The organism is Methanothermobacter thermautotrophicus, from assembly GCF_014889545.1.
Taxonomy (GTDB): domain Archaea; phylum Methanobacteriota; class Methanobacteria; order Methanobacteriales; family Methanothermobacteraceae; genus Methanothermobacter; species Methanothermobacter thermautotrophicus_A.
In genome coordinates this window covers 99734-124872 of sequence record NZ_QKOF01000006.1, presented here as the reverse complement: position 1 = coordinate 124872, position 25139 = coordinate 99734, and the positions used below count along the sequence as shown (strand labels likewise).

Sequence of the window (25139 nt, the reverse complement as noted above, 5' to 3'; positions counted from 1 at the left end):
CCCGGTTCAAGTCTTATGATTATCATATGAAAAGGTTTATAGTCACATCAAGCATTTAATTTATCTATGAGAGCCAGAATCCGTGACTTCATACACACCACTGATGACCTTTTCTTTGCTGTGACCTCATACCTCCATCCTGCCGGGAGGATCATATCATTTTTACGTTACATACCCGACATGGATGGTGAAAGATCACTGGACTCTGCAAGATACTCGAAGGTCAGCTCGGAGGTGGCATACCGTTTCCTTGCGGATGCACACCCAGAGTACCTTCACCACTATGATGAGCTTGGGGTTAGGATGATGGGCGTGCCCCACAACAAGGTAGGGGAGATACTGAGGCCTGAAAAACGTCTGGAGAATATAATGGAGTCGCCATCAGATCCCCTTCTCCAGAAGTCTGTTAAAATAGCAGATGCACTCCACGATGCAACCGGAATCCCCTACAGGTACATGGGCGTATCTGGATCCATACTGCCAGGACTCTATGACCCTGAGAACTCCGACATTGACTTCGTTGTCTATGGACTGAAAAACCACCGGCTGGCCATGGATGCCTTCGGTGAACTGAAGGATGACCCATCATCACCCCTAATGGGCCTTGATGAAGAGCTACTCCGGAGGGTTTACAGTAAGAGGATCGTTGACGACACCCTATCCTTCAGGGAGTTCTGCTGGTATGAGATGCGCAAGAACAACCGGGGAATGATAGACGGAACCCTGTTCGACATCCTTGCAACCAGGGACTGGAGTGAAATAGAGGGTTCCTGGGGCGATACAACCTATGAGCCCCATGGGAGCATAACCATTGAGTGCACAGTCGTGGATGCCCTTGAGGCCTTTGACAACCCATCAAGGTACCTTGTGGATGATGTTAATGTGATTGAAGGCCCTGAGGTTGATATAGGGGAGGTGGTGTCCTTCACCCACACCTATGCTGGTCAGGCCAGGGAGGGGGAGCGCATAATTGCAAGGGGTAAACTTGAGAGGTTCATGGGAAAATCAGAGGGCTACAGGGTAGTTGTTGGGACAACCAGAGAGGCCATGAATGAATTCATAAAGCTGAAGGATCTCAAAATTGAGTAAAAAGAAGTATGGAGGTTTTTGTGTGAACATAGGACTCATAGGATTTGGAACCATAGGGGCAGGTGTGGTGGAAATATTCAACACCAACCATGATATCATAAGGAAAAAGACTGGAATGGACTTGAGGCTCAGGAGGGTCGTTGACCTTGACATTGAAAGCGACCGTGGCGTTGAAATAGACCCCGGAATCCTTTCAACCGACGCAGATGACATACTCGAGGACCCTGAAATAGACATCGTCATAGAACTCATAGGTGGCTATGAACCCGCCCTTAGCTTCATACTGAAGGCCATAGAGAATGGTAAGCACGTCGTAACAGCCAACAAGGCCCTCCTTGCAAGGCACTGGGATGAAATAATGGGTGCTGCCAGGGAGAAGGGTGTGAGGGTTGCATTTGAGGCCAGTGTTGGCGGTGGTATACCTGTCCTCCGGGCCCTCAACGAGTCCCTTGCAGCCAACAGGATAGAATCAATATATGGGATAATAAACGGTACTGCCAATTACATACTGACCAGGATGGCCTCAGAGGGCATGGAATTTGATGATGTTCTGAGGGAGGCCCAGAGGCTTGGATATGCTGAAAGGGATCCCACATTTGACATAGAGGGCCATGACACCGCACAGAAGCTAATAATACTCACACTCCTTGGTTTTGGTGTCCATGTACCAGAGAATGAACTCCACGTTGAGGGTATAAGCAGCATACGGAGGGATGACATTGAATATGCTGCTGAAGAGCTTGGATGCAGTGTGAAGCTCCTTGCAACAGCCAGGCTCAGTGATGGTGAACTGGAGCTGGGCGTTACACCCACGCTGGTACCCCACGACCACCTCCTCTCCTCGGTGAACGGTGTCTTCAACGGAATATACATCACAGGGGACTTCACAGGGCCAGTCATGTTCTATGGTAAGGGTGCTGGCAGGAGGGCGACTGCAAGTGCAGTTGTCGCGGATTGCATGGATATTGCAGTCAACCCTGAGGGATCAATGCCCACAGGCCCCGGTGTCAGGGTTGTTGAGTCAGTTCGGGACTTCTCCAGAACATCCTCAAGGTACTACATAAGGCTTGATGCCGTCGACAGGGCAGGAGTTCTCCATGAGATAGCCGGGGCCTTCAGCAGACACGGTATAAGCATAGAATCTGTGACCCAGAAGGGTGCCCATGAGGGCGAGACTGTGCCCATATACATCGTAACCCATGAGGCAGCAGAGGGGGATGTGCAGGAGGCGCTGTCTGAGATATCAGATATCCAGTGGGTGATGGGTGAACCCCTGCGCCTCAGGATGCTCTAAATCCCATATTTTTTAAGTGATAGTAATACTTTAATATTAATAAATATTATAAAGTGTCATGGTGGTTGGATGTCGGTTGCAGTATCCATGATATCAGAATTCATGTTCTGCCCCATCAAGCTGTACCTCAGGGAGGTCCTCGGGGTGAGGGAACCCATGAAACCTTATGCAGTAAACCTCAGGAAGGTCTACCTCGACTTCCGGGCGGCTGCAGAGAGCAGGACACGGAAACTGGAAGATGATGTTGGGGTGGAGGAACTGGAAGCAATGCTGATGGAGGATCTTGAGAGGATCCTGGGGGACCTTGATGAAGATGAACGGGATCCTATAGCTGAACCAATGCTCTTTGAGGTGAGGGCCATGGCACTGCGCATAGGAAGGTCCATGGCCCTCCTAAGGGGCCAGTGCGACAGGGCTGCCTCCCTCATCTTCCCTCCCCTCATCAGGGACTACCCCATATATGACCCATCAATTGAGCTGCATGGCCGTGTCAGCATGGAGATAAGTGGCGGATCATACTATCCCCTGAAGTTCAGGACATCACTGCCTCCTGCAAGTGGAGTATGGCCCTCTGACAGCCTTGAAATAACGGCCCATGCAATCCTGGTTGAGAGGGAATTTGAAACAGAGGTCATGGTAGCCTTCATAGACTACATGCTACCGGCAGAAAGGCGGCCGGTTGTGATAGACTACCGGAGGAGGGAGTACCTCTTTGATGTGCTTGACGAGATAAGGAGGATAACCGATGATGGAGAGGTACCATCAGTGGATGTGAATCCCTCAAGGTGTGCCGGTTGCAGCCTTGCAGAGGTCTGCGCAAGGGAGGGGCCATGCTGACTCAATGAAGTAGTGAAAGATATCAGCCACAGAATTAAACAATAAACGAATTACACCATAACAGGTATCAGCCACAGGATTATCCTACATATCATGAATTTTTTGAGATAATTTCCCAGAGTTTAAATAATTGTTTCAACATAATAGATATGGTGATGTTATGAAGGAGGAACTTCTTAAAAAGTGTGAAGACCTGGACAGTCCAGATATTATGAGCAGCTGCCGTGTTCTCCTGGAACTTGCTGAGAAGAAGAAGGAGGAGATACCCGAGGAGGACCAGACCTACCTTGAGATGGCAGAGAACCTGAAGCCATCAGACGTCTCAAAGGTTCTGGAACTTGCCCTCAAAATAAGGGAAAGCGGGGACATAAAGGACCCAGAACTTAAAAACGCTGCTAGCAAACTCATACGTGCAATTGAGATGAGTTGAACATCTTTTTCTAAAATTTTTTACCCCTTACCTTTTCAATGCTGAAAACAGCAGTATCAGCCACCGCCATGACACTCATCACCCCTGCCTGTATGGGGTCCGTTACAACGAGGTCAGCCACATCGGTGACGCTCCCTGGCATGTTGAGGCTTATAACCGTAATATCATGTTCCCTCTTAACCATCTCAACGGCCCTCGTGATTTCACCACCCATGAGGGACCCTGCAAGTACCAGCGCCGCCACCCTCGGGAGTCTCCCAACAGCCCTCACAGCCTCTGCAAGCTCCTCCTCCCCCACAAGGGGTATGGTGTCGATGCTTATGCGTTCACCCCTGATGTTGTGCCGGTCGGCCTCACTGATGGCACCCATTGCAACCTGGGACACCTGGGCTCCCCCACCAATTATAATTATCCTCTTACCATAGATCTCCTCAAGTGACCTGTGTATCTTCACATCCAGTACCGTGCTGGAGGATTTCAACTCATCAATGAGGGACTCCCGGTCATCTATATCCTCAAGTTCCATGTATATTGCGCCATGACCATCCCTTTCAACGTAGAGGTGGGCGTAGGTGATGTTTATATTCCTTGATGCTATCATGCCGGTTATCTCACTCAGAACCCCGGGCCTCTCAACTGTCTTTATACTAAGAGCCACTGAACTCATAAAATCACTGGTCAATCTGATGCCTCAAGGAGGGCTTTCTCCTTCCTCCAGAGGCTCAGGTAGTTATCATCATCCCCCACTGGCACTATTTTAAGTCCAAGCTTGCGGTGCTCCTCTATCCATTCCTCATTGAATACAGGGACCTCTATCTTTATGTGCTCATCGGTGGGGTTTACAACTATGAGGTTACGGTAGGGGAACTCAAGTTCAACTATGTACCCTCCGAGGCTTATCATGTGCCTTGGTCTTATAACCATCTTCATACTATCACCTTCAGACGAATGCTGTGACCAGTGCCAGGACCCCGAGCACTGAAGCCGCCACCGTTACAGGGTAGAACTGCTTGAATGTGAATACCGGTGCAAAGGCGCTGAATATGGCCATCAGAACAGGTAATATCGCTGCCACTGCAATGTTAACCAGTATGCCCCAGCTGAGTAGGTCAGGTGGCACTCCCAGGAAGAGGACCGAGAACAGGCATCCCAGGGTGAACATGAGGAATCCCCTGGTTATGTAGACAAAGGCCCGGTACCGTGCGGCGTACTCCATGTATGGCCCCTCTATCACATCAGCCTTTGTCTTTAGGATTGCGAAGGGGTACTCGTTGAGGAGTATCATGTATCCTATGAAGAAAACAACGGCCCCTATCACACCGGCCATGGTAAAGATGACGGGTCCATGGACCGCCTGATAGGCCACGATGTCCTTCAGGAAGATGCTCCCGGACAACACAGCCGGCACAAAGATTGCAAGGTAGATGGGGAATGAACCGGAGGCTATCAAACGGAAGGCCCTCATGGAGCTCAGATCCTCAAGGAAGTACCTATTAACGTCAGGGTGCTTCGCCCCCCTTGCAAGGTCAGGGAAGGGCATCCCCATTGACATTACGGACCTTGAGAGGGAACCCATGAATACATATATGACCTCCTCTATCTTCAGGAATCCGACGATGGCAACAAGGCTTGCCAGGGCCCCCAGAGAGTACATTGGTGGTATTAGGAATAGCAGTATGAGGAGGGCTGATATGAACCCCATAATTGGAAGTGAATTGTAGAGCCCTGGAAGGGGTGAGGATGGCCTGACTGTCTTCTTATAGAAGAACTTGAGGGCTGCCATCAGACCCGGGCTTGAGAGAGGTGGCCCTATCCTCTGCTGTATCCTTGCATGCACAAATTTCCTTTCAATACCAGGGAGCCAGAGGCTAACAAGCAATCCCAGGATTAGTGTTCCCAAAACCGTTACAGCTGAGTATGATGGATCCATTAAATCACCTGCGAGGATTATCAGACATATCTACAATCTCTATGGCCCTGTCTGTACATGTGAAGCAGGGGTCACACTGGACTATGCCCAGCTGGGCGTCTGTGATGTGGTGACCTATACATGCATACTGCATTGCCCCTATGTTTGACATGGATGGAGTCCTTATAATCGAACCCCTGACCCTTCCATCCTCTATTGCATAGGAGTGGTAGAGTCTGCCACGGGGCGCCTCCACGTAGCTCTTGACGATGCCTGTGTCCTGCATCTCCCAGCTCCTGTCAACGACCTTACCCTCTGGTAAATCCCTGAGGGCCTGTCTTATGATCTTCACTGATTCAAATATTTCAAGTACACGCATGAGGAGGTTTGCCCTTACATCACCACCATCCTGTGTTATAACCTCAAATTCGAAGGGGTCGTAGCATGGCATCTCACGCCTCACGTCAAGGTCCACACCGGTTGCCCTCAGAGTTGGTCCTGTGACATGTAACCTCAGTGCATCCTTTCTGCTTATGGGGCATACCCCTGTTATACGGGACATTATCATGGGGTCGGAGGTGAACCTCTCTGCGAAGGCCTCCAACTTCTCCTCGATGAGATCAATGCCCTCCCCTATCCTCTGTATCTTCATCTCATCAAGGTCTGCCCTGGGCCTTATCCCTCCTATTATCGGGACGCCGTACTGTACCCTGTTACCCCCTATGAGCCTTAGAAGCTCCATTACCGTCTCCCTTATGTAGAATAGTCTCATGGAGAAGGTTTCATGGCCCAGGACCTCGTTTCCATGGGCCAGGTATAGGAGGTGGCTGTGGATCCTTTCAAGTTCACCGACGATGATCCTTATGTAGGATGCCCTCTCAGGTATCTCCACGCCGAGGCCCTTCTCAGCGACCAAGACCGAGTTCCAGAGGTGGACGCCTGAACAGATACCGCAGACCTTCTCGGTGAGGCTGTTGGCCTTTTCAACCGGGAGACCCTCCATTATCCTCTCAATCCCCCTGTGGTTCACGCCAACAGTTATCTCAGCGTCCCTCACTATCTCGTCCTCAACGAAGAGCCTTACACGGTAGGGCTCTATGGCTGCTGAATGCACGGGCCCCATTGCTATTTCTGTCTCTATTATCTCCTGTTTTCCATCCATTGTAAGCACCTGAATCTGTTCAATCCGCCTCCAGCAGTTTTGGAAGTGCTGCGACTGCGGCTGCGAGGACGTCCTCTGGTCTCACCGCACAGCCCGGAACCCTGGCATCAACTGGTATGACCTGGTCAACAGGGCCGCAGATCTCCTCAGATGGTATGTCCCCGTGTATGTTCTTGTAGACGCCACCCATGAGTGCGCATGCCCCTGCAGCTATAACCGCCTTTGGTTCGGGTATTGCATTATATATGGCTTTCAGTGGTTCCTCGTTCTGCTTTGTCACGGGCCCCGTTACTATGAGGACATCGGCCTCCCTTGGGTTCCATGTGAGGAATATCTTGTACTGTTCAGCATCATATTTTGGTGAGAAGACTGCGTTTACTATCTCTATGTCGCAGCCATTGCATCCACCTGTGTATACGAGCATTGCATGTACTGCCCTTGCCCTTGAAAAAGATTTAAGACCCATTTTAAATCACCTGATCCTCCTTGCGGTCTCTGCAAGGGTTTCTGTCTTCATAACGCTCTTATCAGCCAGAAAATGGGATATGAATCTTAGTTTATCCTCTGATATCTTAACGGGTTTCTGGAGCACCCTTCCAGCATCGAAATCGACATCCCCCACATCGTTGGGGTGTATGGTCCCTGCTTCGCCGAAGAGTGCGTAGAGCGGGCAGAAGTCGTGGCAGTAGTAACAGTGCACACATTTTTCGCTGTTCAGTACCGGTACCTGCTTCTTCACGAGACCCTCGATTATCTCAACGGGTTCATCCAGGTCCCTCATCTCAATGGCACCTGTGGGGCAGGCATTGGAGCACCCGGCGCAGCCTATGCATGAGACCTCGGCGACCTTGGGTTCAGGTTCCACCCGCCCCTCAAGGATTCTCCTTCGCAGTTCCATATCCGTTACACGGTCCGCTGCAAGGAATATCCTCTTGAGGTTGGTGTAGGCTCCCTCCAGCATTATCCTTAGAAGATTCTTCACATGATCCACCATCCATTAATCTGATGCAAATTCCCTCTCAAATATCACTGCCCTTGCAGGGCATATGTTGGAGCATGCACCGCAGTGTATGCACCTATCATCATCAACAAACATCAATCCGCTTTCATCCCTTGATATGGCATCCTCGGGACACACATCCAGGCAGAGACCGCACCCTATGCACAGCCTCTGGTCTATGAGGGTGAATCCACCCTTTATACTCCTCTTCTTCATGGTCGTTCTTGGTATTGCATCGACAGGGCAGTGTATACCGCACTTCTCACACAGTATGCATCTGTCGGTATCCACCTCTATGGATCCCCTTTTCAGGGTTATGGCGTCCACTGGACATATCTCGGAGCAGATCCCGCAGGATATGCAGTCCTCTGAGACCGATCCGTCCCATCTGACAGTCTGGAAGCTCCTTGCCTCGCTAACATCACAGGCCTTAACGCACCGGCCGCATGAAACACAGTAGCCCCTGAGCTCCCCATCAACCATCCGTAGTGTGCCCACAGGGCATGCATCAATGCATGGTGTCTCATCACAGTCCCTGCAGAGTGTTGGGTCATGTCTTAATCTGCCATCAACCATCCTCAGGGCGCCCTTCTCGCAGGACTCCGCACAGAGGCCGCAGTTGAGACAGGACACTATGCTGCCCTCACCCCTCGCCTCTGACCTCCTTATTTTCACCTTGAAGTCGTCAATGTATATTGCATTGCTGGGGCATTCCCTCATGCATTTGAGGCAGAGGGTGCATTTTTCAGGGTCGATTTCGAGGTCCTCTATGGCACCAACCGGGCAGACATCCTCACAGACACGGCACTTGGTGCATACCCCCTCCTCAGTATCAGCAATAATGGCACCTGTGGGGCAGTAGTACTGACACCTCCTGCAGAGGGTGCATTTCTCTGTGTCGGTGACCACATTGACCCTGGTGGCCTCAGAACTCCTTGGAGTCCTCTTAACCGGCGGTTTAACTGCAAGATTCAGTGATTCAAGGAATCGAAGCTGTCTGTCCTCTATGAGGTCAAAGGCATCCACCCTTGCACCTAGTGGACATGCATCCACACAGAGGCCGCACCTTGCACATATGCCCTTAACAACACCATCCTCTATTTTTATACTGTTAACAGGGCAGGTCATCTCACATACACCACAGGCATTGCACTTGGCCCTGTCAACCACGTATCCACCGTACCTGTTCCTGCGTATTGCCTTGTTGGGGCAGGCCTCCATGCAGGCGCCACAGGTTATGCAGCTGAAGGCCCTCCCATCAATCATCCTTATGGCTTCCGTCGGGCATGCCTTAACACATTCCCCGAGTCCCTCACATTTTCCTGTTGATATGAACATGATCATAACCCCATGAGATTATCAGCGTCCAAGTAGGATCCTGCCCGCCATTATACCTGCTGCAGCAGCCACAAATCCCGTGGCTATTGGTAGGTCCGTGTAGTAAGGAAATGGACCGAGGTTCCAGGCCACGATGATGAGTGCAAGGATCACCACAAGGTAGGATGACGGCGGGAACATGTCATCCCTTATCCTGCTTCCGAGTATGAAACCCAGTATAAATCCAAAGATTATTGGTCCTGCAAACATTTCTCAACTCCCCTCTATTCAGTGACCTCTTCACCCCTGAACTCCATGAAGGTTATGACAATTGCACTGAGACCCACCATGACCTTCAGGCCAACCAGGATGTTAAGGTAGGGTATTATACCTGCATTTGTGGGGTCAGGATAGTTGAAGAATCCGCTGACGGCCTGAGATACTCCATAAAGGTCAACTCCCAGGTTGTAGAGGAAGAATCCTGAGAATAAGAGGCCGCAGAGTCCAAGACCAACGTATCCAAGGGCGCCTATGCTCTCCATTGCAGACATGAATTCATGGGAAAACTGGAAGGGGCTCCTTTCAATCCCATAGACCACTGCACAGAATATGAACCCTGCTGCAACCATGGCACCGCCCTGAAATCCTCCACCGGGCGTTATGTGTCCTCCAAGTACTGTGAGGATCCCGAGACACATTATGAATATGGCTGCAGGGAATGCGAATATTTTAAGTATGGTACTCATCTGTCCTTCCCTCCCTTATCTGAACTCCCCATCTGAACCTTACCCCTTCCAAAGACCAGAAGGGTTACCAGTACCGCTGTTACGAGTATAAGGGCCTCCCCGAGGGTATCGTAGGCCCTCCAGTCAAACACAACAACGGTAACCATGTTAGGGGCTATCTTGGTCCCCAGGTAGTTGTATATGATGCTTATACCAGGGTTTATCATGTTGCTGAGGTCTATTATGGCATCGAATAGTGTCACTCCGAATAGTCCAAGTGCCACTGTGGCCATGAGGCCCCTGAGTGATTCAGACACCGGCACCACCCCAGTAGAATATGGATACCAGTATCCCAAGTGTCAGGAGGACGTAGAATATCATTGTACTGAAACCGTCCCCCTGCTCTGTCCTGAGCCTCGCCGACAACGGAAAGGATGTCAGCAGAACCGCTGCAAGTAAGAGAACCGCGATGACCATGAGGATGAAGTTCAGCTTTCTGAGCATCACCGCGGCTATTAGGACCGCTGATATGAATGTTATCTCGGCTGTGAGGGCGGCTGAAACTGAGATGTTGCTCTCACCTTCCCCTCTCTCTCCTGTAACCTTCCTTATCCTGTTGATTATCTCATCATAGAAGTTCATTCCATCCCCTCTCATATTATAAGACCCTGTATGAGTGCCGTGAAGTGTGAGGTTGCAAGCCATGGTGCGATTCCAAGGACGGTGCAGATTATGATGAGCACCACCATTGAGAAGACCGTTGACCTGGGCACGGACCTGGATTCAAGTTCCATTCCCCTGGGCTCCGGTTTGAGGTAAACCGAATAGAAGGCCCTCATGAAGGTCATGAAGGTTACTATGCTGAGTAGTATCATGAGGATGCCAAGTTCAGGGACCCCTGCCTGAATCGCTGCCTGGATCAGGCGGAGTTTGCTCTGGAATACATTGAAGGGTGGCACCCCCGCCATTATGAACCCTGAAAGCATCACAAGGCCTGCGAGGCCAGGTTTGTATGCCATTAGGCCACCAATATCCTCGGGGTCTGTTTTACCAGTCATGTAGAATATGGTTCCAAAGCCCAGGAAGATGCATGCCGTTATCAGGGCCTCGTTAACTGCCTGGAATAGTCCAGCTGATATGCTGGCGGCTGTTCCAAGACCAAAGCCTATCCCTATGTACCCCAGTTCCCCGACTGCAAGGAACCCGATCATCCTCCTCAGATCAGTCTGCATGAGTGCCATGCTTATACCCAGGACCATCCCTGCCAGGGAGAAGAACACCATCACCCACCTGACGAGGGGGACATGGTAGAACATCCTGAGTATCACGATGGCCAGGGCCGTGAATGTGAATACAGAGAAGGCCTGGAGGAGTGCTGATCCATGGGGTAGGGCCTTGCTGTAGATGGCAGATTTTATTGTGTGGAATGGTGGCAATCCTGTCCCGTAGAGCCACCCGAAGATGAGCAGTGCTGATGCCAGGAGGAAGAGTGGACTTCCCGGGTTAACAAGGCCGCTCCTCATTGAGTACACGATATCAGATATGTTCACGTTACCTGTCAGAGCCAGGAGGATGGCCACGCCCAGAAGGAGCATGGGCGCCGCAACCCCTCCTATCATCATGTACTTGAGGGCTGTTTCATAATTACGCTCCACACCCGAACAGAGGACCACACCCACCTGTGCCAGGGCCGCTATCTCAAAGAAGACATAAAGGTTGAATATGTCATCCGTGAGGACTATTGCTGTGACAGCGGCGGTCCCCATGAACATGAGGAATGCATAGACACCTGATGGCCTTCTGACCTCATTGAGTGAAGTTAGAACCGCCAGGAATGTCACCACTGAGAGTATCACGAGAAATATCCTCTGGGCACTTCCAAATACGTAGGTTATCGCCGGGTGGAATGAGTATAGATAGGACGATTTTATTGAGCCCGGCAGACCGGCTGCGATTGTTGAATTCTCAGATAGGGGCGCGTATCCTCCAAAGTAGTGGACACCGTATCCTGCAAGTAGGGGTATTACTGGAAGAAGGACCGCGACAGCAACTGCCAGCGCCTTTACGGTCCTGTCCCTTCCATGCAGGAGGTTCAGGAGGAGTGCGCATAGAATCGGTAAAACCACCATGACCGGTATGAGTGGATTCATAGTTCCTCACCTGTTAGATTCCTCATTTTATCACTCTTCAAGCACCTTCGATGCACTGATGGTGCCGTGTTTATGGTAGAGTACAATTATTATTCCGAGCATGACAGCCAGGGTGCTGGCCCCTATGACGATGCTGGTGAGCACCAGCGCAAAGGGGAGGGGGTAGGCTGCGTTCTGGGCAAACCATGACCCCGACATCCCTGGAAGGTATATGTAGACTATACCCCCTGGTTTATATCCGAGGGTCACAAGGAAGAGGTTAACACCGTCGCCTATGAAGGAGAGGGCTATAACCTTCTTTATGAGGTTGTCTATGAAGATTACCGCAACGGCACCTATGACCATGAGGCTTCCTGCCGTCAGAAGTGATGCAAGCTGTAGGGATATCATCATTCTTCCTCCATTCTCATTGTCCTGTAGGCTGCAAGGGCAAAGAATACCGGTATTATCGCTGACCCGACTATGGCCTGTGTCAGGGCAACGTCTGGTGCAAGGAGTAACTGGTATAGGGCGGCTATTGCTGCCCCCGGGACCCCTGTAAGTATGGCTGCCTTGAGGAGGTCCCTCTGGACAAGGGCCACTACCGCTCCGAGTATTGCTATGATCATTATCACGTACTCAATCATCTAATCTCCCTCCCCATAGTGGTGGGCGTTGGCTATTGCATGGGACACGAAGGGCGCCAGTATGAAGTAAGTGGCTGCCAGGAGTGGCTCGCCAAGTGCAAGAAGGGCGAGTATGCATGCCACGTCAGCTATCCCCAAGATATGAATCCGGGCATACAGGACACGCTTGACGTCATCCCTGAACCTGAGTATCCCCAGGGCTGCGAGTATCACGAGTATGGATGATATGAAGAGGACCGCTGATCTCAGGATTACAAGATACATTCTATCAACCCCTCAGAACCCTTGCAAATGCTATTGTGCCGACAGGCCCAAGAAGTACCAGGGCGTAGGCTATGTCACGGCAGAAGCCGATGCCATACATCCTGTTTATGAGTATGAGTATGGTTGCAATGGCTATGCTCAACCCGGATATCCCCACAAGACCCATCCCTATGCTTCTGCGTGTTGCTATCCTCACAGCCGCAATGCTGAACACTGCCAGGGCTGCGAGAAGAGTGTACTCAGCGATTATCAGTATATCCATCATGACCCCCCCTATTCGAGCATCCCCTTTATGTAGGGCTCAAATGGTACTATGTCCTCCCTTTTCCTTGGATAGATGGTTGCAACCTTCAGGATTCTGTTTTCAGAATCCAGGTCGATTGAAAGGGTTCCAGGTGTAAGTGTTATGCTGTTTGCAAGTATTGTCTGGGACACCGGCCTTGTGAGCTCTGTCTCTATCTCAACTATTACAGGCTTTACGTTTCCATTCAGGGTTCTCGCTGCCACATCAACTGTTGCCTTGAGTATTTCATATATAAGGACCAGGAAGTAGGCGATGCCGTACAGAATCCTCGTGATAAACATTTTATAGCTCCCTTCTCTTTAGTGCCAATAATTAACATGATTATTTATGATAATATAAAGTTTTCTATATAAATCGTAATAAAATAGGTGAGCATATGATTAAAGACCTGAAGGATGAAGAAGGCAGTGCAATAACCCATGAACCTTCATAAAAGGCCTGAAAGAGAATAAACCGCCAGTATTGCCCATAGAACAAGGACCATGACCCCGAAGCCCCTGCGGAATGTCCTGCCGGATATGGGCCTCATGAAGCGAACCCCTGAAGGTGTGAAGGAGTCAAGTACATCATGACTTATGAAGCCGAGAAGCAGGGGCCCCATTATTGTATACAAGTTCATGAGAGGAAAATCCGTGAGGAAAACCCCCAGCAGTGTCACCAGCACAAAGGGCAGGACCAGGACCCTGTTTAGAATTATGAATCCAAGGCCCGTTAGGATAACCACAATGGATGCCCTCCCATCAAGACCAAGTGACCTCAAAAGGAAGAAGGATGACAGTACAAAAACCGTTAAACATGCTGAAAGTATAAAAGCACCGATAAGAGAATGCGTGAAGCCCCTGTGCCTGGAAAGGTAAAATATAAGGGCCAGGTCCATCAGGGCTATTCCAGCAAGGTATGGAAGCCCCATGATGTAGAACACGAGGAATATCACGAGTCCAAGGAGGAATATGGTCGAAACACTGCCAGAGTTAACCTCATGGTCCATATCAGGTATCATGGCCCCTATAAACGCCAGGGCAATCGGGAAAACCGCCGGGAATACTGGAATGGCCATTATGATTGAAAGAAGAGCATGCTTCCTATAAGAGGACAATCAAAAACCTCCAGACATCATTTAATCTCAACATGTCAGAATGCAGCTTCAAAACCCATAAATCCCAGAAATTCAGCCTAAAAGACATTGACAGCCCTCCTGATGACCAGAGCCGATGCAGCGACCCACAGAAATTAGCCTCAAAGACATTAAGGCGCCTCCAAAAGGATGCCCATGTACTCCAGGAATAGCCTCATCTGGAGGAGGGACCTCTCATAACTGCCCTTCCGGGCTGTTCCGTTCTCAGACACAACCTCACATGTGACAGAGGGTATGCCTGCAAGGTTGCATTCATCCTCCAGGGCGCCCATGTAACTGGAGGATGCCCTTCCATAGCACAGGACCCTGGATGATGTCCTTGAGGTTATGTAGCGTGCTATCTCAACACTTTCTGGTTCAGGTTCCTCTGAGCAGAAAACACCCTCAACACCTGGTTTGCTTCCCGGTGCAGTTGAATGAAAGTCCGCCAGGGCATCAACCCCCAGTTCAAGTGCCCTCCTGAATATGGCATTTGTAACTGACCCGGGTACACCGGCTGAACGGTTAAGGTCACGGCCCCTGCACCAGCGAATGTTCCTCATGGTGGCCCATGGGGCAGCGATGGGTATAACATGAACCGTTCCAGTGGGATCAGATGCTGCAAGGGACTCAACAAGGCACATGGCCGCTAACTGTGGGGGTATCTCGTTTCCATGGACACCCGCCACTACCATGACCGATGGTCTTCCAGAACCCAGGGAAAGCATCACAGTCCCCTTCAGGGAATATTCTGCAATGGCCAGAGGATACCCCTCACGTATGTATGGCTTCAGTGCAGGGTTCCTGGTAATATCCCCTCCCGAACCATCATGTATCAGTGAAACCTCAACTGAATCCTCACTTACAAACATCAGGGTCACCATGATTCATTGCTGGCTCACTTCTGGATAAATCCCCATAATCCAGCACCAGCACGGGACATTATGACTAGATCACCAGTGCCGCGTGGGCGGGTTATCAGTCAGCAATGGACATATACTTATAACTACCCGCATTTAATATCTATAATGTTGTAAATAAAAACATGAGTATCCGGATGATTCCATTTATTAGTTGAAGGTGATTGCTGTGGATAAAGTGGTTCTTGCTTTCAGTGGAGGCCTTGACACATCAGTATGTATCAAACTCCTCGAGGAAAGGTATAACATGGAAGTCATAACTGCCTGTGTGGATGTCGGTCAGCCACGGGATGAAATTGAAAGACCTGCGATGGTTGCCGAGAAACTCGGAAACTACAAACACTACACAGTAGATGCACGGCGTGAATTCGCAGAGGACTACATATTTCCAGCCATAAAGGCCAATGCAGTTTACGAGGGTTACCCCCTCAGCACAGCCCTTGCAAGGCCCCTTATAGCTAAAAAGATAGTTGAAGTGGCCGAGAAGGAGGGAGCATCTGCCATAGCCCATGGATGCACCGGTAAGGGTAACGACCAGTTCCGTTTCGAGGCTGTTATAAGGTCAACGACGGACCTGGATGTCATAGCCCCCATAAGGGACCTCAACCTCACAAGGACAGAGGAGATGGAGTATGCCAGGTCCTGTGGGATACCACTCCCCTCAGACAAGCTTTACAGTATAGATGAGAACCTCTGGGGACGTGCAATAGAGGGGGACATCCTGGAGGACCCCATGGTTGAGCCCCCTGAGGATGCCTTTGAATGGACAAAACCCATCCACGAGACCCCTGAGGATCCAGATGTCATTGAAATCGGTTTCCGTGGGGGGGTCCCTGTTTCATTGAATGGTGAGGAAATGGAGCCCCTTGAACTCATAGGCCTTGCAAATGAAGTGGCAGGGAAACACGGTATCGGTAGGGTTGACATAATGGAGGACCGTATAATAGGTATGAAGAGCAGGGAAGTCTATGAGACGCCCGCAGCCTTCCTGTTACTGGAGGCCCACAGGAGCCTGGAGCAGCTCACACTCACAAGGAGCGAGCTCAGGTTTGCTGACATGATAAGCAGCACCTATGCTGAACTTGTGTACAGTGGACTGTGGCATGACCCCCTGCGTGAGGACCTTGACATGGCAGTAAACCACATGCAGAGGCGTGTCACTGGAACAGTCAGGGTTAAGCTCCACAGGGGAAGCATGCGCGTCACTGGAAGGGAGTCACCCTACAGCCTGTACAGTGAGGAGATAGTCTCATTTGAGGATAAAACCCTCGATCAGAGGGAGATGACCGGGATGGTCAAAAACTATGCCCTCCAGGCTGCGATATACAGCAGGGTATGCAGGAAGGAGAACTGATGGAAGGTCTCCCATTCCTCATACTAATTGTAATCGCCACTTTCATAGTTGCGGGGGGCCTGGCATCCCTGCGGATACTCATGGGTCTTGGTAAGAGGATCCTCACGGTTGCAGGGAACATGGTGGCCGGCATCATCCTTCTGCTTGCCGTGAACATACTGCCCTTCATAAACATCCCCATAAATCTCCTTACGGTCCTTGTGGCGGGCTTCGGAGGTATAACCGGGGTCGGTATCCTTCTCATAGGCAGTATAATTGGACTGGTATAACCAGTCATAACCACTAATTTTTAGGTCATGGACCCGCACATCACGAGGGACGCTTCAGAACCCATAAAAACCAGGATCCATAACAGGGGGGATCATATCAACCATATCAGATGCGGTGAAGCCATTACCATACCTCTCCATCGCCAGTTCCCCGGCCATCCCGTTGATGAAGGCTGCCAGTGAAGCGGAATCAAAGGATGATAGGCCCAGCGCGCGCAAACCAGCTGTTAAACCAGCCAGAGCGTCTCCTGTACCCCCAACGGTCATTCCAGGGCACCCTGTTTTGTTAAGACGTAACCTCTCCCCCTGGAATATCATGTCAATCCTTCCCTTAAGCAGCACAGTCCCTGTTATCCTCGATGAGATTGACTGGAATGCAGATACACGTTCCCTGAAATCATTAAATATCATGGATTTCAGCTTAAAGAAGCTGCTGAACTCAGCCATGTGGGGTGTCACCGTCAGTTCCCTGTATTCACTGACATCCGAGTAATCAAGGAGCCTGAGTGCATCTGCATCGAGTACAAGGGGTTTTTCCATTTCATGGAGGTCCTCCATGATCCTCATGAATGTCCTGGCCGTTGACGTCTCCCTGCCCGCACCACAGCCCATAAGGACTGAATCAGAATTTTCTGCAAGTTCAAGGATTTCATCCAGGGACTCCATTCCAATGTATCCCCCATCAAGTTCCCTGACTATCAGGTCAGGTGAGAGTGACCTGATGGCCCTGGCGGCACTCCCTGGAGCTGCCACCATTACAATATCGGCTCCCGCCCTCAGGGCGGCCTTTGCTGCTATTGCCGGTGCTCCCGAGTACTGCCTGCTCCCTCCGATAATAAGAACCCTTCCATTTTCACCCTTATGACTTCCAGGACTCCTCGAGGGTATCCTCAGGAGATCACCAGGGCCCATGAATATCTCTGCAGCGGGGGGTATGCCTATATCCCTCACCACGATCTCCCCTGTAACTGCAGGGTCCGCAAGCTTAAGGCCATCCTTCATACTGTGAAAGGTCACTGTCAGGTCCGCTGATACGGCTATGTCATCAACTACACCGGTTTCAGGGCTCAAACCACTCGGTATATCCACGGATACCCTGAAGGCTTCTGAACTGTTTATTGCTTCAATGGCTGACCTTGAGGGTTCTCTTATGGAGCCCCGCACACCCGTGCCAAGTATGGCGTCAACCACCACATCAGCATCCGCTGGTTTTATTTCCAAGGAATCCCTTACAACATCCACACAAAATCCTCCGGGGTGGGGCTGCATTGCCCCGAGGACCCTCCAGTTTACACGGGCCTCCTCAGAACCTATCCTTTCGGGGTGGCTGAGTAGGTGGACCTCCACATCAAAGCCCATGTTAAGGAGGTGCCTTGCCGCCACGAATCCGTCCCCCCCGTTTCCTCCCGGACCACAGAATATGGCAACCCTTCCCCTATCCACTGCATTCCCTATCTCCTCTGCCACGGCTCTCCCGGCGTTCTCCATGAGGGATAATCTTGGAACACCCAGGTATTCCGCGTTAATGTCGACTGCAGCCATATCAATTGGTTTCATTTTAACATCATCCTCCCAGCTGTGGATCAAAGACCTGGGATCATCACCTCTCCCTGATAAGTCCTGCTTCGCCAGTGCAAAACCCTCACATCAGAAACCATGATCCTGCTGCACCAGTACAGATAGAGATGGATCCCAGCTGGACCAAATGCTCCTAATTTATATTGCTGTCTGCAGATTAATAATTATATTAATACCAGAGTGAGGTTTCCCATGCCACCCCAGAGGAGTCCCATGGAGAACATCCAGTACGTTCCCATCTCAATCATATACTACGCCCTTGCAGCCCTGACAGCCCTCATAGTATATGGCATACTGGGTTCAATCTACATAATGGGCCTTGACTTCTACAACGCAGTCTACTTCACCATTATAACCATTGCAACCGTTGGTTACGGGGATATAATCCCCGTTACCATACCCCAGAAGATATTCTCTGTTACACTGGCCCTGGGTGGTGTGGGGCTGATTGCATACGTTTTCAGCTTAACCGTTTCGGTGGTTACAATGACCCTGCAGGATACAATATCAGGCGCCCGGATACGCAGGTTGATGCAGTCAATGAACAACCACTTCATTCTCTGTGGTTTTGGCCGTGTCGGATCTGCTGTTTTTAAGGAGCTCCAGAAAAGGAAGCAGAAGATCATAATAATTGAGAAGGACCGTGAAATAGTTGAAAAGGAGCTATGGGAGGATCCCAATGTCCTCGCCATACCTGAAAGTGCCGCGGATGAGGAAACCCTCAGGGCGGCCGGGATAAAAAGGGCTAGGGGGGTTATAATAACAACAGGCGACGACGTCGACAACCTCTTCATAACACTGACCTGCAGGGAGCTTAACCCGGACATATGGATCGTGACTAGGGCCAGCAAGAGGGAGAACATCAAAAGGCTGTACCGTGCAGGGGCCGACCGTGTTATATCACCCGAAATCAGTGGCGGGGAGGACATCTATTTCGCAGCCATGGAACCCACCATGGTGAAGATAACCGTTAAACATGATGTTGAAGACATTGGAAGAGAGGCCGAGATCATACTGAAACATGGCTGCACACTGGAGGACATAGAGTACCATCTCCCTGAATTCAAGGAGCCACTGGTGAGGAAGATTGGTGTCTCTGAGGCTGAGGAACTTGAAAGGTTCCTGAAGATCCTTGAAGGGGACCCCTCCAGGAAGAGTTCCCTTAAAAGGATATATGAATCCGTCAGTGGCATACACTCCCACTGGATATCAGGGCCCGACAGGGAGAGCATAGACGCTGTTCTGGATGAACTCAAATCAGAGGGGATACTCCTTGGTGTGAACCTCAATGATGAGGAGATAAAGGAGGTTGCAAGGAAGCACGGCCGCCTCGTTGAAATAATAATAAAGCCTGAGATGAGCATCGTTGAGAACCATATGGTCGATGACATAAGAAGAGAAGCCGAGATCATAATAAGTCATGGCTGCACCATTGAGGATATAGAGTACTATCTCCCTGGATTCTCAGAGCCCCTCAGAAGGAACGTTGGGGTTAGCTCCATGAAAGAAATAGACAGTTTCATGGGGACCCTCGAGAGTGAACCCCGCAAACTTGAGTCCCTTGACAGGCTCTACACACTTTCAGGTGGTGGTATACACTCCCACAGGATTTCGGGGCCTGACTCGAAGAGCCTTGAACTGGTTGAGAGGGAACTCCGGAGGGAGGGTTTTCTGATAGGAGTCAACCTGGAGCTCAGTGAAATCAAGTCAATAATACAGGAGTCAGGCAGGGTCGTGGAGATGCTGCTTAGGCATGACCTTGGAAACATGGATGACAAGGAGATAATAATCAGGAGGGGTGGCCGTATCCTTGACTCAAAGCACTACCTTCCAGGGGTTAAGCAGGTCGTAACAAGGAACCTCAACATTAGAAACATGGATGATCTGAAAAGGTGCATGGAGGAACTGGAAAACCCTGACGCTCGAAGGTCCCTTAAGGCACTCTACAGCATATCCCGGAATATACACTCCCACACGGTTGCTGCAGCCGACGTTAAGATCATAAGGAAAATTGAAGATGACCTCCGGAAAAGGGGTGTGCTGCTCGGTGTCAACCTATCAGAGGATGAAGTATGGGAGATAGTTGAAAGTGAAATGATGGAAAAATTCTGCATAGAATAAAAAAGGTCAACCCTGATAATTCAGGGTTATGAATAAAAGGATGTTAAAAACATCAGAAGAGGTCATGGAGTTTTATCTTGTAGGCTCCCAGGTTACCACCGTAGTTTCCTGCGCTTATCTTTATTATGCCTGGAACTGTGCAGGCAGCCTTTATACCTTCCTTCATGGCTTCCCTTACGGCCTCTTCATCAACACCGTCTATGACTATCTCATAGACACCATTGACGTTCTCAGGTATCTGGGTGTCCTCGACCTCGTTCTTGAGGGTGACGCACATCTTCTCATTGGTTGATGCGTTGAGGAACTTGTACTTGTTTGAGCCGACCTTGGATCCTGAAGCAACCACTCCACCAGGGAATGGTGTTACAGTACCTTCAACTGCTGCTATGGCATCAACAGCTGCCTGTGCAGCCAGTAGGGCTGATGCCTGACTGTCACCCATTATGAAGAAGTTTCCACCGGCTACCCCATCCTTTATTCCAAACTCACTTTCAATCAGGAAGTCCCCTGACATTATGGGGATTGAATGGATCTTCCTTCCGTCAATCTCAAGTTCCTTCTCGTAGCCGTCACCAAAGAATTTGAGTTTGAATCCTATGTTGAGCTTCTCATCCTCATCATCCAGTGCATCGAAGACTGCTGTGGTTGGTGCTGTAAGTATACCCATCCCTATCCTCTCAAGGAGCTCATGGTCAAGGCTCTTCTTGGATGGGTTGCATATCATTATAATGTATCCGGGCCTTCCGTCAGGTGTTTCCTCAGGTGGAACATAGCAGTCAATACCTGCCTCTGCAGGGCATCCTATAACTGAGGTACCGTAACCTGTTGCCTCAGTTGCTGCTATCCTGGCAAGCTTTTTTGTTGCTGCGGTTACAAGGACCCTTGAAACCTTTATGCCAAAGGCCTCTGCAAATGTGTCTTCTATTTCAACACCATTTATCTCCATAACTATCACCTAGTTGATTTACTGGGAGAATGTTTAATATATTTTTCTACTTTCAATTCAGCTTAGAAATAACTGTAAAATCATGAATGAGGCTCCTATGGATCAAGGGGTGGGTTATAGACCATATAGATGTAAATACTCAGGTTCAGAAATCATCACAGATTTATAGACAGAATTGTCAGGGTTAATGCTCCAATAATCAAGGCTTCAGAACTGATGATACTATATGACGACTGGAACAATAGCATGAAGGTTAATGCTCCAATAATCAAGGCTTCAGAACTGATGATACTATATGACGACTGGAACAATAGCATGAAGGTTAATGCTCCAATAATCAAGGCTTCAGAACTGATGATACTATATGACGACTGGAACAATAGCATGAAGGTTAATGCTCCAATAATCAAGGCTTCAGAACTGATGATACTATATGACGACTGGAACAATAGCATGAAGGTTAATGCTCCAATAATCAAGGCTTCAGAACTGATGATACTATATGACGACTGGAACAATAGCATGAAGGTTAATGCTCCAATAATCAAGGCTTCAGAACCCTAACCCTGAAGCAGGTCCCCGGGGTAACGTATAATCAATTTTTGCCTCTATCTGGTTGATGAGGTTTCTCACGAGCTGCAGGCCAAGTGAATCTGCTCCCTCAAAGTCCAGACCCTCAGGGAAGCCCCTTCCATTGTCCCTTACCTCAAGCATGTAATGATCCCCCTTATCCCTGAAAACTGCCCTTATCTTGCCGTCCTGCCCCTCGCTGAAGGCGTGCCTGAAGCTGTTGGATAGGAGCTCTGAGAGTATCATGCCCAGTGGTACTGCAAGTTCCAGAACCATATCAACATCCTCAAAGTACATCTCAAGCCGTACCCTTCCGGGTTCCGGGGAGTATGTGCTCAGTATACCCGACACAATGCTCCTGGCGTAGGCCCCGAAGTTTATGGTATCAGATGATCCCTCATATATCAATTTCTCATAGGCCTTCCTTATGGACTTCAAACGGTTCTGGGTGTCCCTAAGAAGCTCGTAGTCATCCTCGTCCTTTATGTATGGGAACTGGAGGTTAACTATGCTGGTGATCAGCTGGAGGTTTCTGTCTATCTGCCTGTAGAGACTGTTTATAGTGTTTTTGAGTTCGCATATTCTCTCTTCAAGTTCTCCCATCTCCCTGATCCTATCTGATGCGTCCACTGCGGTTACAAGCACGAATACCTGTCCTGAAATCTCAAGGGGTCTGAGATTGAGTTCAAGTGGGACCGTACCACCCTCCGAATCAATGAACTCGAAGAGGCCCCTGCACTCACGTGGCTCCTCAGACATCCTGTCGAGCAGGATCCTCAGCCTTGATTTCTGGATGAGCGGAACTGCCCGCAGGGTTGGAAGATACTTCCCCCTCAAATTTTCAGGGTCATAGCCAAGGATATCTGCGAAGGACTGGCTCAGGTCAAGTATGAATCCATTTATGTCCTGCAGGATCCATGGACTGGAAGACTCCAGTATAAGGTTGAGGTAGTCTGGTGATGAACGTATCTCATCCACCAGTTTTTCATACAATTTTTCATCATGAACCTTATCGGTCAAAAAAACCTTTTCAAGCATTTTATCCCCCTAACCTAAGGCTACATATACAACTTTCACGATCAAACAATAAATCATTTTCCATATTTCATGTGAATGTCCCTAAATATTCCGACCGGATCCAGAGCATAAAGCATGTTATCCTTCACAGGAATCCCTTGAACTAACTCAACCGAACTCGATGTTTAAAGTTTATCCATAAGCTTCTCTGAAACAGATGATCCAAAGTAGGGTATGACCGCCACGCCCATGGCGGAGATCAACCAGAAGGATATGAGCCTCTCGACAACCGTTGCAGCTGCACTTACAGATGGCGAGACACCTGCATAGGAGTAGAAAACTATCATTATACCGTCAACAGCGCCAAGACCACCAGGAAGCAGGGGTATCATCCCTATCAGGGTGGCTAGTATGAAAACCTCAGCGATTACAAGCAGTGATATGTCTGCCCCAAAGGCTGCAAATACCAGGTAAACCCTTATGATCTCAAGGATCCATAGCAGGAACGATACTGGTATGCCATAAAGGAGGACCCTCCTGTCGGCCAGCATTATCCTCATTGTACTCTGGAATTCATGGAGAGCACTCCTCACTCTCATTTCAAGCCTTTCATGGTTCTTCCTGTAGAACCTCTTTAAAATTCCAAGGATCCATCCAGTTATTCTTTCACCTGCATCCCTGTCGATGGATACGTAGAGTGCCAGGAAGAATGCCGCCACGATGATGGCAACAGAGGCTACCAGGGCAGTCAATATCCACTGGGATAGATCAAAGTAGAGCACCATGCCTATTATGGTGATTATCGCCAGGAATATGAATGGGAATGTGTCAAGGCCCCTGTCAGCGATGACAGTTGCAAAGGCTGACTCCATGGAGGCCCTGGAATACCTTCCAAGTATGTAGGCCCTCACGGGTTCTCCCCCGCCCCTCGCACTGGGTGTGAGGTTATTTATGGCCATGCCCACAAGTAGCATCGGGAAGAGGTGCCTCTTTTCAACATCTATTGAGACCGCCCCAGTTGTTATTGACCACCTTATGGTGAAAAGGGCGAGTATGATGAACTCCAGGGCCACAGCCATGGCCACATAGATGGGGTCCGCCTTCCTTAGGGCTTCCTCAATCTCGCCGGGCCCGATTATAAGTATCATCGCCGCGAGGGCCGCGACTCCTATGACTATTAAGAGTGATCCCTTATGCTTCATTTAAACCAACATACCTATCCATTAGGATTCTCCTTAAAGGGTATTTTACTGCCCTAAATCTGCTCCATCATAGACTCACAAACTCACATTCCATGCTGTCGGTGTCAAGGAGGGCCGCCGTCCTCTCACCTGAGAGATAGCCGCACAGTTCCCCCGGGTTTATGGTCAGAGTACCTGAATCTGAGAACCTCCTCTCATGGGTGTGCCCTGTCACAACAAGGTCATATCTACCGGACTCAATCACACATTCAAGTAGCTCCACCTCGTGGCCATGGATAACTGCTATGCGGAGGCCGTCAAATCTGAGGACCTTGAAGTCTGAGAGTTCTGTTAGACCACTGTAGGCCTTCCTGAGACCATCCCTCTCCCCGTCGTTGTTTCCGAACACCGCCTCAAATTTCATTTCAAGTCTCGCGAATTCGGGTGCCGTGAAGGGGGATATGAGGTCCCCTGCATGTATAACAAGGTCTACTGATTCCCTGTTGAGGTAATCAACAGCCCTCCCTATTGCTTCAAGGTTATCATGCGAATCAGCTATCAGTCCGATCAAATAAACCACCCTGTGATAGTACTTAATGACTCCACATACATTTATATACTATGATGCTTAAGTGTATGTATGGGATGCATGATGGTCATTGATTATTTCTTACTGTTTCTGGTTTGAATTAATTAATTGATTCTTGTGTGTCCCTACCTAAGGATGTGATGAATTGTTTGGAGATAGCTACTATAGGAAGGAAACATACTCCACACCGGTGAATGTGGGTGAGGAGTACGAAGTTAAGATTGAAGACCTTGGCAGAGATGGCGATGGAATAGCCCGTGTTGAAGGTTTTGTTGTTTTTGTACCTGGTGCAGGTGTAGGCGACGAGGTCAAGATAAGGATAAGTGCAACCAGGCGCAAGTTTGCTTTCGCTGAAGTTGTGGAATAGATTTAA

Annotated in this window: 33 protein-coding genes; 9 read left to right on the top strand and 24 right to left on the bottom strand. The window is 49.6% G+C overall.

Annotated elements, in window-relative coordinates:
* Positions 1 to 66: 66 nt before the first annotated feature.
* The 4 genes from DNK57_RS05060 (at position 67) to DNK57_RS05045 (ending at position 3650) form a co-directional block, all read left to right on the top strand.
* The gene (locus DNK57_RS05060) at positions 67 to 1089 is read left to right on the top strand and encodes a DNA polymerase subunit beta (RefSeq protein ID WP_192961954.1); all 1023 of its coding nucleotides are present in this window, start codon (positions 67 to 69) and stop codon (positions 1087 to 1089) included.
* 22 nt (positions 1090 to 1111) lie between these two features.
* Positions 1112 to 2383 carry a homoserine dehydrogenase gene (locus DNK57_RS05055; RefSeq protein WP_192961953.1) on the top strand — a complete coding sequence of 424 codons (1272 nt, stop codon included), beginning with the start codon at positions 1112 to 1114 and terminating at the stop codon, positions 2381 to 2383.
* A 69-nt stretch (positions 2384 to 2452) separates the two neighbouring features.
* Positions 2453 to 3220 (top strand): CRISPR-associated protein Cas4, encoded by a 768-nt coding sequence (locus DNK57_RS05050; protein WP_192961952.1) that lies wholly within the window; start codon positions 2453 to 2455, stop codon positions 3218 to 3220.
* 160 nt (positions 3221 to 3380) lie between these two features.
* Entirely contained in the window at positions 3381 to 3650 is a 270-nt protein-coding gene (locus DNK57_RS05045; protein ID WP_192961951.1) for a hypothetical protein, read from the top strand.
* A gap of 10 nt (positions 3651 to 3660) precedes the next feature.
* On the opposite strand, the gene DNK57_RS05040 is transcribed toward DNK57_RS05045, so the two are convergent.
* From DNK57_RS05040 to DNK57_RS04950, 19 genes are all read right to left on the bottom strand, one after another.
* Entirely contained in the window at positions 3661 to 4317 is a 657-nt protein-coding gene (locus DNK57_RS05040) for a DUF5612 domain-containing protein (protein ID WP_192961950.1), read from the bottom strand.
* 11 nt (positions 4318 to 4328) lie between these two features.
* Positions 4329 to 4580 carry an energy-converting hydrogenase B subunit P gene (locus DNK57_RS05035; RefSeq protein ID WP_192961949.1) on the bottom strand — a complete coding sequence of 84 codons (252 nt, stop codon included), beginning with the start codon at positions 4578 to 4580 and terminating at the stop codon, positions 4329 to 4331.
* Between the two features lie 10 nt (positions 4581 to 4590).
* Positions 4591 to 5580: a respiratory chain complex I subunit 1 family protein gene (locus DNK57_RS05030; protein ID WP_192961948.1), complete on the bottom strand. Its 990-nt coding sequence runs from the start codon at positions 5578 to 5580 to the stop codon at positions 4591 to 4593.
* Between the two features lie 4 nt (positions 5581 to 5584).
* Entirely contained in the window at positions 5585 to 6721 is a 1137-nt protein-coding gene (locus DNK57_RS05025; RefSeq protein ID WP_192961947.1) for a hydrogenase large subunit, read from the bottom strand.
* A gap of 19 nt (positions 6722 to 6740) precedes the next feature.
* Positions 6741 to 7187 carry an NADH-quinone oxidoreductase subunit B family protein gene (locus DNK57_RS05020; RefSeq protein WP_192961946.1) on the bottom strand — a complete coding sequence of 149 codons (447 nt, stop codon included), beginning with the start codon at positions 7185 to 7187 and terminating at the stop codon, positions 6741 to 6743.
* A 6-nt stretch (positions 7188 to 7193) separates the two neighbouring features.
* The gene (locus tag DNK57_RS05015; RefSeq protein ID WP_192961945.1) at positions 7194 to 7703 is read right to left on the bottom strand and encodes a 4Fe-4S dicluster domain-containing protein; all 510 of its coding nucleotides are present in this window, start codon (positions 7701 to 7703) and stop codon (positions 7194 to 7196) included.
* A gap of 15 nt (positions 7704 to 7718) precedes the next feature.
* A complete protein-coding gene (locus tag DNK57_RS05010; RefSeq protein WP_192961944.1) occupies positions 7719 to 9059 on the bottom strand; it encodes a 4Fe-4S binding protein in 1341 nt (446 codons plus the stop codon).
* Between the two features lie 21 nt (positions 9060 to 9080).
* Positions 9081 to 9308 (bottom strand): energy-converting hydrogenase B subunit J, encoded by a 228-nt coding sequence (locus tag DNK57_RS05005; protein WP_192961943.1) that lies wholly within the window; start codon positions 9306 to 9308, stop codon positions 9081 to 9083.
* 14 nt (positions 9309 to 9322) lie between these two features.
* Positions 9323 to 9784: an MnhB domain-containing protein gene (locus DNK57_RS05000; RefSeq protein ID WP_192961942.1), complete on the bottom strand. Its 462-nt coding sequence runs from the start codon at positions 9782 to 9784 to the stop codon at positions 9323 to 9325.
* Positions 9781 to 10080, bottom strand: a complete 300-nt coding sequence (locus DNK57_RS04995; RefSeq protein ID WP_192961941.1) for an EhbH — start codon at positions 10078 to 10080, stop codon at positions 9781 to 9783. Before DNK57_RS04995 ends, DNK57_RS05000 begins: the two co-directional genes overlap by 4 nt.
* The gene (locus tag DNK57_RS04990) at positions 10073 to 10405 is read right to left on the bottom strand and encodes an energy-converting hydrogenase B subunit G, EhbG (protein WP_192961940.1); all 333 of its coding nucleotides are present in this window, start codon (positions 10403 to 10405) and stop codon (positions 10073 to 10075) included. Before DNK57_RS04990 ends, DNK57_RS04995 begins: the two co-directional genes overlap by 8 nt.
* Positions 10406 to 10416: 11 nt before the next feature.
* Positions 10417 to 11913 carry an energy conserving hydrogenase EhbF gene (gene ehbF / locus DNK57_RS04985; RefSeq protein WP_192961939.1) on the bottom strand — a complete coding sequence of 499 codons (1497 nt, stop codon included), beginning with the start codon at positions 11911 to 11913 and terminating at the stop codon, positions 10417 to 10419.
* 30 nt (positions 11914 to 11943) lie between these two features.
* Entirely contained in the window at positions 11944 to 12303 is a 360-nt protein-coding gene (locus DNK57_RS04980; protein WP_192962300.1) for a cation:proton antiporter subunit C, read from the bottom strand.
* The gene (locus DNK57_RS04975) at positions 12303 to 12539 is read right to left on the bottom strand and encodes a DUF4040 domain-containing protein (RefSeq protein ID WP_192961938.1); all 237 of its coding nucleotides are present in this window, start codon (positions 12537 to 12539) and stop codon (positions 12303 to 12305) included. The genes DNK57_RS04980 and DNK57_RS04975 overlap by 1 nt, the downstream gene beginning before the upstream one ends.
* Positions 12540 to 12803, bottom strand: coding sequence for an EhaC family protein (locus DNK57_RS04970; protein ID WP_192961937.1), 264 nt, complete (start codon positions 12801 to 12803; stop codon positions 12540 to 12542). It abuts the gene before it with no gap.
* A gap of 4 nt (positions 12804 to 12807) precedes the next feature.
* On the bottom strand, positions 12808 to 13068 hold the full coding sequence (locus DNK57_RS04965) for a monovalent cation/H+ antiporter complex subunit F (RefSeq protein WP_192961936.1): 261 nt from the start codon (positions 13066 to 13068) through the stop codon (positions 12808 to 12810).
* Between the two features lie 8 nt (positions 13069 to 13076).
* The gene (locus DNK57_RS04960; RefSeq protein WP_192961935.1) at positions 13077 to 13388 is read right to left on the bottom strand and encodes a monovalent cation/H+ antiporter subunit E; all 312 of its coding nucleotides are present in this window, start codon (positions 13386 to 13388) and stop codon (positions 13077 to 13079) included.
* A 146-nt stretch (positions 13389 to 13534) separates the two neighbouring features.
* A complete protein-coding gene (locus DNK57_RS04955; protein ID WP_192961934.1) occupies positions 13535 to 14203 on the bottom strand; it encodes a metal-dependent hydrolase in 669 nt (222 codons plus the stop codon).
* Positions 14204 to 14352: 149 nt separating this feature from the next.
* Positions 14353 to 15093, bottom strand: coding sequence for a succinylglutamate desuccinylase/aspartoacylase domain-containing protein (locus tag DNK57_RS04950; RefSeq protein WP_192961933.1), 741 nt, complete (start codon positions 15091 to 15093; stop codon positions 14353 to 14355).
* Positions 15094 to 15310: 217 nt separating this feature from the next.
* On the opposite strand from DNK57_RS04950, the gene DNK57_RS04945 reads away from it, so the two are divergent.
* Together DNK57_RS04945 and DNK57_RS04940 are read left to right on the top strand one after the other, a co-directional pair.
* Positions 15311 to 16495, top strand: coding sequence for an argininosuccinate synthase (locus DNK57_RS04945; protein WP_192961932.1), 1185 nt, complete (start codon positions 15311 to 15313; stop codon positions 16493 to 16495).
* The gene (locus tag DNK57_RS04940; protein ID WP_192961931.1) at positions 16495 to 16764 is read left to right on the top strand and encodes a pro-sigmaK processing inhibitor BofA family protein; all 270 of its coding nucleotides are present in this window, start codon (positions 16495 to 16497) and stop codon (positions 16762 to 16764) included. Before DNK57_RS04945 ends, DNK57_RS04940 begins: the two co-directional genes overlap by 1 nt.
* A gap of 54 nt (positions 16765 to 16818) precedes the next feature.
* Here DNK57_RS04940 and DNK57_RS04935 read toward each other — a convergent pair whose 3' ends face one another.
* The gene (locus tag DNK57_RS04935) at positions 16819 to 18321 is read right to left on the bottom strand and encodes an NAD(P)H-hydrate dehydratase (RefSeq protein ID WP_192961930.1); all 1503 of its coding nucleotides are present in this window, start codon (positions 18319 to 18321) and stop codon (positions 16819 to 16821) included.
* 213 nt (positions 18322 to 18534) lie between these two features.
* Here DNK57_RS04935 and DNK57_RS04930 point away from each other — a divergent pair, with 213 nt between their 5' ends.
* Positions 18535 to 20463, top strand: coding sequence for a 3H domain-containing protein (locus DNK57_RS04930; RefSeq protein ID WP_192961929.1), 1929 nt, complete (start codon positions 18535 to 18537; stop codon positions 20461 to 20463).
* 52 nt (positions 20464 to 20515) lie between these two features.
* On the opposite strand, the gene fhcD is transcribed toward DNK57_RS04930, so the two are convergent.
* A complete protein-coding gene (fhcD, locus tag DNK57_RS04925) occupies positions 20516 to 21409 on the bottom strand; it encodes a formylmethanofuran--tetrahydromethanopterin N-formyltransferase (RefSeq protein ID WP_192961928.1) in 894 nt (297 codons plus the stop codon).
* Between the two features lie 216 nt (positions 21410 to 21625).
* Here fhcD and DNK57_RS04920 point away from each other — a divergent pair, with 216 nt between their 5' ends.
* Positions 21626 to 21973, top strand: coding sequence for a hypothetical protein (locus DNK57_RS04920; RefSeq protein WP_226891076.1), 348 nt, complete (start codon positions 21626 to 21628; stop codon positions 21971 to 21973).
* On the opposite strand, the gene DNK57_RS04915 is transcribed toward DNK57_RS04920, so the two are convergent.
* The 3 genes from DNK57_RS04915 to DNK57_RS04905 all read right to left on the bottom strand — a co-directional run bounded on the left by DNK57_RS04915 (position 21962) and on the right by DNK57_RS04905 (position 24757).
* Positions 21962 to 23017, bottom strand: coding sequence for a sensor histidine kinase (locus DNK57_RS04915; RefSeq protein WP_226891075.1), 1056 nt, complete (start codon positions 23015 to 23017; stop codon positions 21962 to 21964). The genes DNK57_RS04920 and DNK57_RS04915 overlap by 12 nt on opposite strands.
* A gap of 164 nt (positions 23018 to 23181) precedes the next feature.
* Positions 23182 to 24198: a UPF0104 family protein gene (locus DNK57_RS04910; RefSeq protein WP_192961926.1), complete on the bottom strand. Its 1017-nt coding sequence runs from the start codon at positions 24196 to 24198 to the stop codon at positions 23182 to 23184.
* Between the two features lie 67 nt (positions 24199 to 24265).
* A complete protein-coding gene (locus DNK57_RS04905; protein ID WP_192961925.1) occupies positions 24266 to 24757 on the bottom strand; it encodes a metallophosphoesterase in 492 nt (163 codons plus the stop codon).
* Positions 24758 to 24911: 154 nt separating this feature from the next.
* On the opposite strand from DNK57_RS04905, the gene DNK57_RS04900 reads away from it, so the two are divergent.
* Positions 24912 to 25133 carry a TRAM domain-containing protein gene (locus DNK57_RS04900; protein ID WP_013296439.1) on the top strand — a complete coding sequence of 74 codons (222 nt, stop codon included), beginning with the start codon at positions 24912 to 24914 and terminating at the stop codon, positions 25131 to 25133.
* Positions 25134 to 25139: the final 6 nt, after the last annotated feature.